Source organism: Chthoniobacter sp. (genome assembly GCF_040003245.1).
In the GTDB taxonomy this organism is placed as follows: domain Bacteria; phylum Verrucomicrobiota; class Verrucomicrobiia; order Chthoniobacterales; family Chthoniobacteraceae; genus Chthoniobacter.
Map to the genome: position 1 here is coordinate 1 of NZ_JBDUCX010000166.1, position 15,041 is coordinate 15,041.

At 63.9% G+C, this 15,041-nt stretch carries 7 protein-coding genes; 5 read left to right on the forward strand and 2 right to left on the reverse strand.

The features are described from left to right. The first annotated feature begins 85 nt into the window (after window positions 1-85). Together ABJF10_RS20555 and ABJF10_RS20560 are read left to right on the forward strand one after the other, a co-directional pair. Window positions 86-1,558 (forward strand): WD40 repeat domain-containing protein, encoded by a 1,473-nt coding sequence (locus ABJF10_RS20555; protein WP_348546483.1) that lies wholly within the window; start codon window positions 86-88, stop codon window positions 1,556-1,558. Between the two features lie 209 nt (window positions 1,559-1,767). Further along, window positions 1,768-2,325, forward strand: coding sequence for a sigma-70 family RNA polymerase sigma factor (locus tag ABJF10_RS20560; protein WP_348546484.1), 558 nt, complete (start codon window positions 1,768-1,770; stop codon window positions 2,323-2,325). A 127-nt stretch (window positions 2,326-2,452) separates the two neighbouring features. Here ABJF10_RS20560 and ABJF10_RS20565 read toward each other — a convergent pair whose 3' ends face one another. Continuing rightward, window positions 2,453-9,214 carry an autotransporter-associated beta strand repeat-containing protein gene (locus tag ABJF10_RS20565; protein WP_348546485.1) on the reverse strand — a complete coding sequence of 2,254 codons (6,762 nt, stop codon included), beginning with the start codon at window positions 9,212-9,214 and terminating at the stop codon, window positions 2,453-2,455. A 474-nt stretch (window positions 9,215-9,688) separates the two neighbouring features. Then, a complete protein-coding gene (locus ABJF10_RS20570) occupies window positions 9,689-11,725 on the reverse strand; it encodes an ice-binding family protein (protein ID WP_348546486.1) in 2,037 nt (678 codons plus the stop codon). 296 nt (window positions 11,726-12,021) lie between these two features. Here ABJF10_RS20570 and ABJF10_RS20575 point away from each other — a divergent pair, with 296 nt between their 5' ends. From ABJF10_RS20575 to ABJF10_RS20585, 3 genes are all read left to right on the forward strand, one after another. Beyond that, on the forward strand, window positions 12,022-13,413 hold the full coding sequence (locus ABJF10_RS20575; protein WP_348546487.1) for a sulfatase: 1,392 nt from the start codon (window positions 12,022-12,024) through the stop codon (window positions 13,411-13,413). 143 nt (window positions 13,414-13,556) lie between these two features. Next, the gene (locus ABJF10_RS20580) at window positions 13,557-14,402 is read left to right on the forward strand and encodes a hypothetical protein (protein WP_348546488.1); all 846 of its coding nucleotides are present in this window, start codon (window positions 13,557-13,559) and stop codon (window positions 14,400-14,402) included. 66 nt (window positions 14,403-14,468) lie between these two features. Beyond that, the coding region (locus ABJF10_RS20585) for a Gfo/Idh/MocA family oxidoreductase (RefSeq protein ID WP_348546489.1) at window positions 14,469-15,041 on the forward strand (573 nt) is incomplete at its 3' end.

The window sequence follows — 15,041 nt, forward strand, 5'->3', positions numbered from 1 at the left end:
CTCGACCACCTTCCCTTGCCGCGCCAGCTTATAAAGCGGCACGGGGGGGGACACGTGGGGACAAGCAGGCGGGGAGGTTCACCTCGTGGATACGACATCCGGCCAGGAGCTGCGGGTCCTCCCGCATTCGGGCGACCGGGCCGTCTTCTCCCCCGATGGCCAGAGGATTGCCACCGCCAACTGGGGCCGTTATGAATCGGGCACGCACGCGGTGACCCTCTGGGACGTGGAATCCGGGAAAAAGCTGAACGTCCTGCCCGACATTCGGCAGGTGCTGGGCATGGCTTTCCCGCCGGATGGCAGCCTGCTCGCGATCGGAACGCGGAATGGTCAAGTCACCTTGTGGGATCTCCGCGATTTCAGCCACGCGATCTTGCGCGAGGCGACGGGAGATTACGCCCGAGCCCTGTCCTTCTCGCCCGACGGGCATTCCTTGGCGGTCGGGCTGCAGACTCAGCAAGTGGAAATCTGGAATGTCTCGGAACGGCGGCAAGTCCAGTCCTTGCGCGGACATACCGGGGAAATTCCTGCCGTGCGCTATTCGTCCGACGGCACCCGGGTGGCCAGTGCCTGTGAGGATGGGACGATTCGGCTCTGGGACCCGAATCCGCCCACGGTCCAGAAATTAGTTCCGGGGCGGACGCTGGAGTATTACCTCCGGGTAGGAAATCCGAAGTTTTCCCCCGACAGCCGCTGGGCGGCGGTCAGCATGAAGGGCGGGGACGTGCAAATCGTGGATCCGGCGACCGCCGAATGGAACGTGCGAAAGGTGCTGCCCCATGCCGGAAATTCCGTGGCCTTCTCCAGCGATGCAGCCACGCTTTTGACCCTCAGTCAGGACGGCAAAACATTGCACCGCTGGGATGTCCTCTCGGGAGCCATGCTCTCCACGACCGTCCTGGATGCCGGGGAGGCCCATTGGAAATTCTCCGCCACTTCTCAGGATGGAGGCCTCCTTGCGCTGGCGGATGCGCATCAACTCATCGAAATCTACGAGACCCGCACCGGTCGTCGCATCGGCGACGTCAACCGCCCCTTCTCCGGGGGGGGCCTGGAATTTTCGCCAGACGGGCAGTGGCTCGCGATCGGCGGGGAGAATACCTGGGTGCTCTGGGACATTGCCGCGAGTCGCGTCGTGCGGACGATGACGGGGCACACCTCCAGGGTGACCGCCATCCGGTTTTCCCCCGATCAGAAAACGATCGCCACGACGAGTTGGGACAGCACCGTCCGCCTCTGGGAGACCGCGACGGGAAAGCCGCTGGCCGTCCTCACCGGCCACAAGGCCGGGGTGGTGATCGGGGTTTTTTCGCCGGACGGGCGGACGTTCGTCAGCGGGAGTGACGACCGCACCATGAAGTTTTGGAATCTGGCCGCGTTCCGCGAGGTCGCTTCCATCCAATGCACCTACGCGCCGTCCTATCTGGGTTTTTCACCGGATGGTCAGATCCTGTTGACCAGCAACGACGACGAGGCACTCCGCTGCTGGCGCGCCCCCACGCTGGCCGAAATCGACGCGGCGGAAGCGCAGGAGAAAGCGGCGAGCCAGAAGCCGTGAAGTCCTTCTGCCCCGGCGATCCGGCGCGCCTTCCCGCCCAGACCGCCGCTCCCTGCGGTTAAAATCAGTCGGGCCCTTCGAATACCGCGTGACCGGGGAACAGGAAAAGTTGATCGCCGAGCGTGAAGTGTGGAGAATCGGCGTGTCCTGGCGCTGCGATCGGATTCCAAGGCCGTGCGGCTCTCCACTCTCCACTCTCCAATTCCTCCATGGCCGATCTCACGCTCCTCCTCGATGCCATGCACCGCGGGGAGCCCGACGCCGCCGGCGCGTTGCTCACGCAGGTCTATGCGGAGCTGCGCTCGCTTGCCCGCGCGAAGATGGCCCGCGAGCAACCCGGCCACACCCTCCAGCCCACCGCCCTCGTCCACGAAGCGTGGCTCTGCCTCGGCCATCAGCCCTTCGAAAACCGCGCCCACTTTTTCAGCGCTGCCGCCGAGGCCATGCGCCGCATCCTCATCGATCGCGCCCGCCGCAAACTGGCCGCGAAGCATGGCGCTGGCGCCGAGCATGTGGATGCCCACGACATCGAGATCGCCGCGCCCACCGCGAAGGACGACGAACTCCTCGCCATCCACGAAGCCCTCGATGCCCTCGCCACGCACGACCCGCGCAAGGCCGAGTTGGTCAAGCTGCGCTACTTCGTCGGCCTCACCATCGACGAAACCGCCGAGGTCCTCGGCATCTCCGCGCCGACCGCCAAGCGCGACTGGGCCTACGCCCGTGCCTGGCTCTTTCGAGAGATCAACTCCGCGCGCCAAGAGTAGCGCGCACCTCGTCGTCCCCGACGCTAAGCGCGACGTGTTGGCAGGTGTAGCACGCGTGTCCCCACGCGTCGGGCCTGCGCCGTGAACTTGCTCCATCCCGGCGCGTGAGGACACGCGCCCCACAACGCTACCGCCTCCGCCGCCGCCAGCCGAGCAGCGGCAGCCCCGCCAGCAGCAGCGCCGCCGTCCCCGGCTCGGGCACGGCGGAGAGCGTGAGGTTCACCACATGGTTCGTGTTGTCGTAGGCGAATGTGCCGGTAATCCCGGGATTGGTCAGGTGCCAGGTATTGATCGTGCCCAGCCCGCTCTCGCCCCCGCTCAGCCCGGTGATCACGTTGCTGTAAATCAGCGAATCCGGGAACAGGAAGTTGATCGTAAACGCCTGGTCGCTGTCGAAGCTCCACGAGCCGCCCGTGCGCGCCAGGCTGGAGTGTGCCCCGCCCGCGTCCAGCGTGAGTTTGATGATCGAGCCGTCGAGCAACGAGACGTTGCCGCCGGAAGTCAGCGCCCCGGTGGCCGCCGTGCCGTCGCCGCCTTGCAGGATGGCTCCCGAGTTGACGGTCACCGCGCCCACGGTGCCGGTGCCGCCGAGCGTGCTGCCCGTGCCGCTCACCGTCGTTGCGCTCCCGGAGATCGAGCCGCTCACCAGCAGCGTGCCCTGGCTCACTGTCGTGGCACCGGTGTAGGTATTGGTGCCGGAGAGCGTCTGCGTGCCGGAGCCGACCTTGATGAAGGCGGCTGTGGCGTCGCCCGTGATCACCCCATCAAAGGTCGCCGAAGTATTGTCCGATCCCGTCCTGAGCGTGCTGGAACTCCCGAGTGTCACGGTGCTGCCGGTGGCGCCGGTGAGCGAGCCGATGGCATTGCTCTTCGTCGAGAAAAGGGAGCTATTGGGGAGGAGTACCTTGCTGCCGCCGGGGGCGAGAACGCTGGCATACATGCCATACCCGCCGGCGCCCTGGTTGTAAGCGATGACGATGTCGTGGAGGCCTGCGGTGAGGCTGATGCTCCCTGAACGTTCGGTCACGCCTTGGGAGAAGTTGTTCGTCACGACGGGAGCTCCATCGATGAAGAGCATGCTGCCGTCGTCGCTGGCGGTGTAGAAAGTGAAGGTCCCGCTCGTGGAGGCCATATATTGTCCTGTCCAGCGGACTTCAAAGTTAGTGGCGCCGCTGTTGTAGGGCACAGGGAAGCCAGTGCCGGATGTGCCGAAGTCGAAGTTCGCGCCCGCCAGCGAGCTGTTCGCGCGCAGGGCGACGGTCTGGCCGGCGAAGTGGTTGTTCAGCGTGGTGAGCGAACTGTAGTTCGCCTGGTTCGCTGTGAGATTGTAGTATTCGCCGGGCAAGCCCCCAAAACTTCCTGCGGCCAGGTTGAGGTTCCCGCCGGCGGCGAGGGTCACGGCTTGGGAAAGTGAGCCGTTGTCGAGCAGGAGGGTCGCGCCGCCGGCGACGAAGTGCGCGCTGCCGGTGTTGCTGCCCGAGATCTGCAAGGTGCCGGCGGCGACGTTGGTCGGGCCAGTGTAGGTGTTCGCGCCGGAGAAGGTTTGCGTGCCGTTGCCGATCTTGGTCACGGCACCGCCCGCGCCGGAGATAGTGCCTGCATAAGGTGCCGGGCTGGTGTTGTTTCCACCCACCGACAGGGTCGCCGACCCGAGCGTGACGTTGCCCCCGATCGTCCCGCCGCCGGTGAGAGAGCCGATCTGAGTGTCGAAACCAGCGATGTCCAGAATTGCCGAGGAAACGTTCGCCATGGTGACCGCCGAGTTCTTGCCAAAAGCGCCGCTGACATTGCTGACGGAAACCACGCCTGCCTTGAGCGTTCCCGCGCTGACCGTGGTGGTGCCGGAGTAGGTGTTCGCGCCAGCCAGCACGAGGCTCCCTCCGCCCAGCTTGCTCATCGTGCCACTGCCCGACAGAGCCTGATTCAGCGTCAGCGTATGCGCTGCGCTATTGATATCGAATCCGCCGGTGAACGTCGTACTATTCAGGACGTGCGCGTTGAGGTTGGGCACCGCCGTTCCCGTAACCTGTAGGATCCCGCCGTTGAAAGTAATCGCACTGGCAGCGCCGCCGATATTGGCGTCGGTCGAGATGCTCAAGGTGCCGCCTTTCAGGACGGTGCCCCCGCCGTAGCTGTTCGTATTGGTCAGGGTCACCGTGCCGGTGTTTTGCTTGGTCAGCGAACCGCTGCCGCTCATCGCCCCGTTGTAGTTGCCGGTGGTGGTCTGGTCGAAGACCACCGCGGCATTGTTGACGATGGCTCCCTGGAGTCCGGAAGTGGTGCCTTGCAGGGTGCCAGTCGTCACCGTCGTGCCGCCGGTGTAGGAATTGCTGCCGTCGAAGATCAGGGTGCCCGCACCGAGTTTGGTGAAGGAGACGCCGCTGCCGTTCATCGAACTGCTGATGCGGAAGACTTCCGCCGGGTCCACCGTATTGATGCTGTTCGCGGTGTTGTTGTTGTAATTGGCGGCGACGGTGTGTCCATCCATGCTGGTCAAAGTGGTGCCGGTCACTTCCAGGGTGCCACCGTTGAAATAGAAAGTATTGTTGCTCGCTCCCAGATTCGCGGCGGAACTCACGCTCAGCGTACCGCCGGAGAGCAGGGTATATCCGGTGTAAGTGTTGTTCCCGCTGAGGATCAATTTCCCCGTCCCGGTTTTTTGGAGGTATCCATTCGAAAGACTCCCCGAGAGCAGCGCCGAATCGCCGCCCGTGCCCGCCGTCACGGAGACGGTCGAGAGGTAACCGGAGAAACCGAGATTGATGTCATTCTGAAATTCCACCTGGGCGTTGGCGGTGGGGGAGCCGAAAGCGAGGTCGTAGCTATTGCCAACGAAGCTCCCGGTGCCCCAGACCAGCGGCGTGGCGTTGGAATTGTTGAGCAACACGGTCAGCTTCGCCCCGTTGGCCGAAAAACCGCCGCCCCCGAAGGTATTCCATTGGACCTGCCCCGCCCCGGTGCCCAGGCTGCGCGTAAAGCTGGCCGGCGAGGCGGCCAGGGATTCAAAAATCGCATCCGTGGGGTAGGACTGGAAGAAGAGATTGCTGGCCGTGGGCAGGCCGGTGCCGATACCGGCCTGCAAGTACCCGCCGGAGATCACGGTCTGGCCGGTGTAAGTATTCGTCCCGCTGAGAATCAACAAGCCGGTGCCGGATTTGTTCAAGCCGCCGCTGCCGGAAAGCGTGCCGGAAAGGAGGGCCGAGTCGCCCCCGGTGCCCGCCGTGACCTGGACGGTGCGAGTCGACCCATTCAAATTGATGCTGTTTTGCAATTCCGTCTGCGCATTGGCCGTGGCGGAACCGAAGGACATACTGCCGGAGACGAAACTGGCCGTGGAACCCCAGACCAGCGGCGTGGCGTTGGAATTGTTCAGCAGAACGGTGAGCTTCGCGCCATTGGCGGAAAAGCCGCCACTGTTCCACAGCACCTGGCTCGCTCCGCTGCCGAGATTGCGGGTGAACGAGACCGGGGCGGCGGCACTCGCCTCGTAAACGCCACCTACTAAATACAGATTACTGGCCGCCGGCAGCCCCGTGTTGAGGACCGCGCGCAGGGTGCCGCTGCCGATCTGCGTTTGCCCGGAATAGGTATTGGTATTGCCGAGAATCAGCAAGCCGCTGTTCCCTTTGTAGAGGCCGCTGGAGCCCGTGCCGGAAAGCACCCCGGAAAGGAGGACGGAATCGCCCCCGGTGCCCGCATTGACGTAGAAAGCGCGGACGGCGCCGTTGAGATTGATGCTGTTTTGGAATTCGACCTGCGCATTGGCCGTCACCGAACCAAAAACCAAAACGTTGGGGTTGAAACCGGTGTTGCCCCAAGTCAGCGGCGTCGCATTGCTGTTGTTGAGCAGCACCGTCATTTTGGCGCCATTGGCGGAAAAGCCGCCGTAGGCACCGCTGGTCCATTGCACCTGCCCGGCGCCGCTGCCAATGCTGCGGGTGAAGCTGACGGGTGAGACGCCATCGCTCTGCAGGACGCCTGTGCCGTAGCCGACAGCATCAGAAAAGGTCAGGTTGCTATTCGCCGAAAGACCCACCCCGGAATTGGCCTGCAGGGCGCCTTGGGCAATGGTCGTGGCGCCAGCATAGGTATTGATGCCGCTGAGGATCAACAATCCAGACCCCGTTTTGTTCACCCCACTGGCCCCGGTGCCGGAAAGGATGCCGGAAAGCCGGGCGGAAGCCCCGGTGCTGGTGCTCTCGACATAGATCGTGCGCACCGCCCCGTTCAGGTCGAGGTCGTTCTGGAAATCCACCTGGCGATTGGCGCTGTTGCCTTGGGCGAAATTCAAAGCCTGTCCGCTGCCGAGGAAGCTGGCTGTGGAGGCCCAGACCAGCGGAGTGGCGTTGGAATTGTTGAGCAGGACGGTCAGGTTGTTCCCTTGGGCCGAGAAGCCGCCGCTCCCGGTCCACTGCACCTGGCCTGCGCCCGTACCGAGACTGCGCGTGAAGGTCGTGGCGCTATAGTTTTGCAATACGCCGCCGTTGAGCACCAGATTGCTGGCCGTCGGCAGGCCCACGCCGCTATCCGCCATCAACGCGCCGCCGTTAATCGTCGTCGCCCCGGTGTAAACGTTCGCCCCGTTTAAACCCTGGGTGTAGGGATTGGTTCCCTTGATCACCGACCCCGCGCCACTGATCGCGCCGGAAAAGGTAGCCGAGGAGAAATAGGTGGCGTTCCCCACGGTCAACGTGCCCGCGCCCAGAGTAATGCTCCCGGAACTACCGTTGAGGTTGGACACCGAAACATTGAAATTGTTTAGATCCAGCGTGCCGCCGTTGAAGTTGATGTATCCGTTGCCATTCAACGCGTTGTTTACGCTCAACCGCAAAATGCCCGCGTCGACTTCCACGTAGCTGGAGTAAGTCGCGGTACTGTTCAGGATCATCGTGCCGGCACCCTGTTTGATTAGGAAGCTTCCCGCGACGGCCTGGGTCAGGGTGAAGGTATTGGCGGCATTGTTGATATCCAGGGTCCCGTTGAAGCTGCTGGTATTCAGCGTGTGCCCATTCAAATTGTTCAGCGTCGTGCCGGTGATCTGCAGTCGGCCGCCACTCATCGTGATCGCACTCGACGCCCCGCCGATATTGGCATCCGCGGAGATGCTCAAGGTGCCGCTGGTCAGGGTCGTGCCGCCGCTGTAGGTATTGGTGCCGGTGAGCGTCAGCGTCCCGCCGCCCACTTTGTTCAGGCTTCCGCTGCCGGTGAGATTGCCCGAATAGGCGGTAGTGGTGCCACCATTATTACCCACGCTCAGCGCCACGGCGGCGGCGCTGGTATTCTGCAGGGACAAATCCCGCGTGCCGGTAAGATTGCCCAGCGTAGCGCTGGTCTGGGAGTCGAAGCCCAGCGTGCCCGCATCGGCGGTGTTCAGGTCGATGGTGCTGCTTTGCAGGGCGAGCGGCGTGCCGATCGTCAAGGTGCCCGCGACGATGCGGGTGGTGCCGCTGAAGGTGTTGGCACTGCTCAGCGTCAGGTCGCCCGCGTTTTGCTTGGACAGCGTCCCGTTCCCGCTAATCGCGCCGGCGTAGGTGCCCGTCGTCCCCTGGTCGAAGACCAGCGTCACGCTGCTGTTGGTGCTGGTGATGTTGCCTTGCAGGCTCGCCGTGTTGCCTTGCAGCGTGCCGGAACTCACCGTGGTGCCGCCGGAATAGCTGTTCGTCCCGCTCAGGATCAGCGTGCCGCCACCGAGTTTGGTCAGCGCGCCGCCGCCGGAAAGAGACTGGCTCAGCGTGAAGATGTTGGACGAACTATTGATGTCCAGGCCGCCATTGAAGGTGGTCGTGTTCAGTGTGTGGCCGGTGAGGTTGGTCAACGTCGTGCCGGTGATCTGCAAGGTGCCGCCCGTGAAAGTGATCGCGCTCGAGGCGCCGCCGATATTGCCGTCGGCCCCGATGCTCACCGTCCCCGCATTGAGCGTCGTGACGCCCAGATAGGTATTGGTGCCGCTCAACGTCAGGGTGCCGCTGCCGTTTTTCGTCAGCCCGCCCGCGCCGGAAATCGCCCCGGCGATGGAGACGTTGAACCCGTTGGTATCGATGATGCCGGTGCTGGTCAGGGTGACGCTGCGTGTGCTCGGCGAGCTAATGGAGCCGCCCGCCTGCAAGGTGCCGCCGTTGAAGATCAGCGTATTGGTCGCGCTGCCATTCCCGAGCGCCGAGGAGGAATTCGCATTGAGAATGCCCTGGTTGAGGGTGGTCGCCCCGCTGTAGCTGTTCGACCCCGTGAGGTACCACGTGCCCACACCGTTTTTGGTCAGGCCCAGCGTGGTCGCGGAGCCGTTGGCGATGCTGCCGCTGATCGTGTTGGCGTTGGTGTTGCTGCCGTCGAGGGTCAGAACCGTCGCCCCCGCCGCGCCGCCGGAGATGCTGCCGCCAAATTTCAGCGTCCCGGCCGCGGTGCTGCTGTTGTTGGCCAGGGCGTAGGTGCCGTTCGCTCCCTGGATCTGGAGCGGCGCATTGACGGTCACCGTGATGCCGTTGGCGCCCAGCGTATTGAGCATCTGGATCGTGCCGCCGCTGCTCACCGCCAGGGTATTCCCGCCGGTCGAGCCGATGAAGTAACTCCCCGCCGCGCTATCGATATTGATTCCCCCGACGTTCCGCCCGGAGTCCACCACGATGGGAGTGGCCGCCGAACTGCCCCAGGTGTTGGCGATGGGCGCGTTGAAGGTCGCCACATCGGTATTGGTGGTGGTGCCCGTCGCGCCGGGCGCGGCCACGCCGACCCAGTTGGCCACCGTGGACCAGACGGCATCGACCACCGAGCCGCCATTCCAGATCTGGTTGGCCGCGTGGGCGCTGCCGTAAGTGACCAGCGCCGTGATGGAACCGGCGAGGATGAAAGCGTTTTTGCGGCGGCGGGAACGGAGCAGGTGACGGATTTTCATGGGTGGTGGAACGACGAACAGACGTGAATAAATCGGGATGGCACCGCACCGCCGCAGGCCCGATTTGGGTTAAGGTCCGCAACGGTGAATCCAGGAAAGCGCCGCTGTGGAGACTCAGCGGAATCCGCGCAACCGCCCCTCCCCGCCAGGCCGCCTACGCAAACTCCGGCCAACCGCCAGAGAGGAATTTTTCAAGAAAGCGTGTCGACCATTGTCGACTAACACTTACTTTGACTAGCTCAAAATCGTATTTTTACGTATCGTGGCGTTTTCCACTACAAGAGGAATAAGGGCCACCCACTGGCAGCCGCTTCCTGCGCGGCGCGATCCTGGGTGTGAGGCCGCGTGTCCTCACGCGTCGGGCTGACCCTCGCAAAACGGGCATGTCCATCCGTCGCGCGGTGACACGCGCCCCACAACCTTACGGTCGCCGCGATCTGACGCGATCTGACGAGGCGTCCCGCGGGGCGTCGCTTACCAAGTCACGCGCACGCCGGCGAGCACCATCTGGTTCTCGTAATTCGTCACGCCGAGGTCGGCCTGGTAGGCGAGGTAGCAGGCGTAACGGCTCCAGGCCACGTTGATCCCGGCGGTGAGCAGGGCGCTGTCGCGGCCGACTTTTGGGCCGGAGACGGTGAAGTGGCTGTCCGACCCCTGCTCAAAGCTCGCACTGAGCGGGAATTCGTTGTCCAGGAATTCGTGCTGCCACTGGGCGCTCATCGAAGGTGTCACCCGCGCCTGGCCGATTTTCGCCGTATAGGCGGCGCGCAGGCCCAGACAACTGCGCAGGGAGCTTTCGTGTTGGGCGTCGATGTGCAGAGGCAGTAACGAGCCGCGCTCGTCGAAGCTATTGATGCCCACCCGGGTGTAGAGAAGCGAGCCCATCGGCGTCAGGGTCACGGGGCCCATCTTCACGCCGTAACCCAGCCCCCAGTAGGCGTCGAATTGTTCGCCGTCGGCGCTGCCGTAGGCCGACCCGTCCAGGGCGCTGCGCCGCGTGTCGTAGCTGTCATAGCCGCCGCCGATCAGCCCCTCGGTATAGAAACCTCCCTGGAAATACATCGCGTAGAGCGCCGCCTTGCCGCCGCTGCCTTTCAACTTGCCGCCGTCTACCAGGTCGCTGTCCGTCCGCGTATAGCCCACCGTCAGGCCGAGGACCACATGATCGCCGAGGCGCCGGTCGATGCCCAAAGTCGTGCCCGCCGATTTGCTGTTGAATCCATTCGCGTTCGAGGTGTCGCCGATGCTGGCAAACTCTCCGGTCTCCGTGACGAAGAAGCCCCAGCGATCCCGACGCGGCATCCACGGGGTCGAGCTCTCTTTGCCGTTCGCCAGGCCCTTGCCCTCGAAGCCTTTGCCTTCGAAATTCTTGCCGTCGGGGATCCGATCTCGAGGCGCCTCCGGCTCGTCGGCTCGGATGTCCTGCAGGCGCTGCTGCAGGCTGAACACCTCCGTGTCAAACTGGGCAAAACCCAGATTGTAGATCGAGGTCAGCTCCTCGGGGGCGATCTGGTCGAACGCGTCCGGGAGGCCGACGAAGCGTAACCCACCCAGGAAATCCAATACCTTACTCTGCGGTGCGCTGCCAAGGGAGCGTATCAGCGCACGGGCGACCTCCGATTGGTTGGGCGTGAGCAACCCGCCGTCGAGGGCCACCTGGATGACACCGGCTACGCCCGGATCGGCCGGTCCGCCCGTGGCGTCGGTGCCGCCGATCCCCATATCGACACATTGAGTGACCGTGAGACTGTTCGTGTCCAGGGTCACGGTGCCATTCAGCGCCAGCAACCGGCCCTCCACCGTCGCGCCCGTGTCCAGCGTGATGGAGGTCAGGGCCAGGATGGTGCCACTAAAGAGGGAGGAGGAGCCGAGCGTGGCCGAACTGCCGACCTGCCAAAACACGTGACACGCCTGTGCGCCACCCACCAGCACCACTCTGCTAAAGGAGGCCGTGGTCAGGGTGGATCCCGTTTGGAAAATCCAGACCGCATTCGGATTTCCGGCCGCGTTCAGGGTCAGGGTTCCAGTGACGCCGAAGGAACTTGGGTTGCGGTACACGCCGGAGACCAGCGTCAGGCCGCCGAGATTCGTCGCCGGGGCATACACCACGTTTGGGACGCGGGCCGCCGCCGAGTTATAGGCGGTGAGCAGTGCCGCCTTGGCATTCTGCGTCACGGCGTCGCCGCCGTGGTTCACCCCGGTCAGGACCACGTTGCTGAGACCGGTGATCGTCGTGATGGGAAAGGTCCCGATATCCCCCTTGATGGTCGTTGAATTCACCGCACCGGCGATGGTAATCCCCGAGCCAGCCAGGACGCCAAAAGGTCCGGCCGCTCCCAAGTCCACGGTTTGCGCCGCGGCGTGGTGCAGGAGCGGACTCAGCGCTCCTGCCAGGGCAAGCCCCATCCGGGTCAGCCGGGAGCGGAAGACGCAGGAGGCCGTCCGGCGCTTGGTTAGAATCTCGGGCGCGTTGGTAGCGCTTCGACCAGTGTAGTAACGGGTGTGGTTCATAGTGTGGAGGGCCGAACCTGGGCCGTGCCATTCCTGACACCGTGAAAACGTGCAAAGAGTCAGAAAGCAGCGATCCTGATTCGGCGGCCTCCAATCCGTGGCCGCGTCTGACTTTGGTCTTAAAAATGTCGCACCCGCTCCTTTTGAGCCCCGTTTACTCTGGCAGTGGAAAGAAAAAATTTGGAGGCACCGATGCAAACCGTTCGCCCCTTCCCGCGCAGGGCATTGAAAATGTCCCTCGGGAAGAGGGCGCCCTGGCGCAACCAAACCGGCGCCGGGTGGTTTCAATCCCACCCATGAAAGCCGCCCCCCTCCTCGCGCTCTCCCTGTTCGCTCTCGTCGCTGGTGCCTCCTTCGCCGCCGAGCCCGCCAAACCGAATGTCCTCTTCATCGCCGTGGACGACCTCCGCGACTGGGTCGGCTACCTCGGCAAGAATCCCCAGACCAAGACGCCCAATATCGACCGGCTGGCGGCGCGCGGGGTGGCCTTCACCCATAGCTATTGCGCCGCGCCGGTGTGCAATCCTTCGCGCGCCGCGCTGATGAGCGGGCTGCGGCCGTTCACCAGCGGGGTGTATGAAAACAACAACGACTGGCGGACCGTCATTCCCGAGGAGCAGACGCTCACGCATGTCTTTCGCCAGGCGGGCTACTTCGTCTGCGGTGCGGGGAAGATTTACCATGAGTCCTATCCGCGCCGGAGCGATTGGGACGATTATCTGCAAGGCGAGGGCAAGCGCGGGGCGGAGACCGATGCGCAGAATGAAGGGACCAGCGGGATTCGTTTTGCGGCGCTCGATTGCCGCGACGACGAGCTGGCGGATTACAAGATCACCGATTACGCCATCGCCGAGCTGGGCAAGAAGCATGACAAGCCCTTCTTCCTCGCCTGCGGCCTGCACAAGCCGCACATGCCCTGGAACGTACCGCGCAAGTATTACGACATGTTCCCGCTCAAGGACATCGAGCTGCCGCCCTACACCGAGAGCGATCTCGACGACGTCCCGCCCGCCGGCATCAAGATGGCCAAGCCGCAGGGCGATCACGCCGAGATGCTCAAGACCGGTAAATGGAAGAACGCCATCCAGGGCTATCTCGCGGCGACCGCTTACACCGATATGAATATCGGGCGGCTGCTGGAGGCCTTCGACAAGAGCGCTTACAAGGACAACACCATCGTCGTCTTCTGGTGCGACCACGGCTGGCATCTCGGGGAAAAGCAGCACTGGCGGAAATTCGCCCTCTGGGAGGAAGCGACGCATTCGCCGCTCATCTGGGTCGCGCCGGGTGTCACGCAGCCCGGCAGCCGCTGCGAGCGCACCGTCGATTTCATGACCGTTTTCCCCACGCTCTGCGATCTCGCCGGTCTGCCCACGCCCGCGCATGTCCAGGGCAAGAGCATCCGCACGCTGCTCACCGATCCGAAAGCCGCGTGGGAGCAGCCCGCGCTCACGACTTATCTCTTCAACAACCATACCATCCGCACGGAGGACTGGCGTTACATCCGCTACGCCAACGGCGACGAGGAACTCTACAACGACGCCAAGGACCCCAACGAATGGACGAACCTCGCGCTGAAGCCGGAGTTCGCCGCGAAGAAAGCCGAGATGGCGAAGTCCATCCCCACCGAAAACCACCCCGACATCGGCGGCGCCAGGGACGGCACGAAGAAAAAGAAGAACCAGTAACCGGGTGCCTCCATTGGCTCCATGGGCTCGGTTGGCTCTATTGGCTCTGTTGGTTGCATTGGCTCCATGGGCCCAGTTGGCTCCATTGCCGAAAATGGCGCTTTAGTGGGCATTTTCTGCCATTTATTTTTCAGCATCCCCTCATGAAATCCCTCCTCACAGTCCTCGCGTCCTTCTTTCTCGTCTGCCTGGTCTGCCCCGCCGCCGAGCCCTCGCTCACCCTCGCGCGGGAAGGGAACTACCTCGTCATCCGCGGCCCGCAAATCCCCGGCGGCGAGTTGCGCATCAACTACCTCGAGGCCTACTGCCGCGCCGGCTCGACCGATGCCGATTGGGTCACGCACACCGTCATCAAGCACACCTCCGAACTCGTCTCGCTCAGCGACGACGCCCGCGTGCTCCAGCTTCGCGACACCCTCGCCGACGGCGTGACTGTCGAGCACACCATCACCGCCGGCCCGGACGAAGTGGACTTCCGCCTCACCGCGCACAATCCCACCGCCACCCGCAGCGAAGCGCACTGGGCGCAGCCCTGCGTGCGCTTGAGCAAGTTCACCGGCTACGACGAAAAGACCGCCGGCAAGGCCGAGGACTACCTGCCCAAGTGCTTCCTCTTTCTCGACGGCAAACTCACGCGCCTGCCCACGCCGCAATGGGCCACGCAAGCCCGTTACATTCCCGGCCAGGTCTGGTGCCCCGCCAGCGTCCCGCGCACCGACGTCAACCCGCGCCCGCTCAATCCGCTCGTCCCGAGCAACGGCCTCATCGGCTGCTTCAGCGGCGACGACCGGATGATCTACGCCACCGCCTGGGAGCCGTATCAGGAACTCTTCCAAGGGGTCATCCGCTGCCTGCATTCCGACTTCCGCCTCGGCGGTCTCCAGTCCGGCGAGACCAAGCAGATTCGCGGCAAGATCTACCTCGTCCCCGCCAACGTCGACGCGCTCCTCGCCCGCTACGCCAAAGACTTCCCCGAGCACACCCGGTAGCGCTTTGCCGCAAGGTTCCGGCTTGCGACACGGGCGCGCTGTTGCGACAAACACCGCCCCACCTTCATGAATACCATTGGCGTTGCCATCATCGGTTGCGGCGGAATCACGCTGCAGAATCATCTTCCCGGCCTCGCGCTCTGCGCGGACACGCACGTCGTCGCGCTCTGCGACACCAATGCCGCGACGCTGGAAAAAGCCAGCCGCGACACCGGCATCAACGTCACGTCCATCCATTTCGAGGAGATCGTGAAGCGGGACGATGTGCACGCGGTCATCATCGCCACGCCGAACGTCTCGCACGCGCCGATCGCCCAGGCGGCCATCGCCGCCGGCAAGCATGTCCTTTGCGAGAAACCCATCGCCATGAATCTCCCCGAGGCGCAGGTCATGGCGGAAGCCGCCGATGCCGCGGGCGTGCGCCACATGTCGGCGTTCACCTACCGCTTCGTGCCGGCGATGCGTTACCTCGGCCATCTCATCGCGCAAGGCGATCTCGGCCACGCCTATCACTACCGCTCGTGCCGGTTGCAGGATTGGGGCACGCGCAATCTCGGCTGGCGGCAGGTCAAGGCGCTCGCCGCCACCGGCGAACTCGGCGACATGCTCTCGCATCGCATCGACTTCGCGCAGCATCTC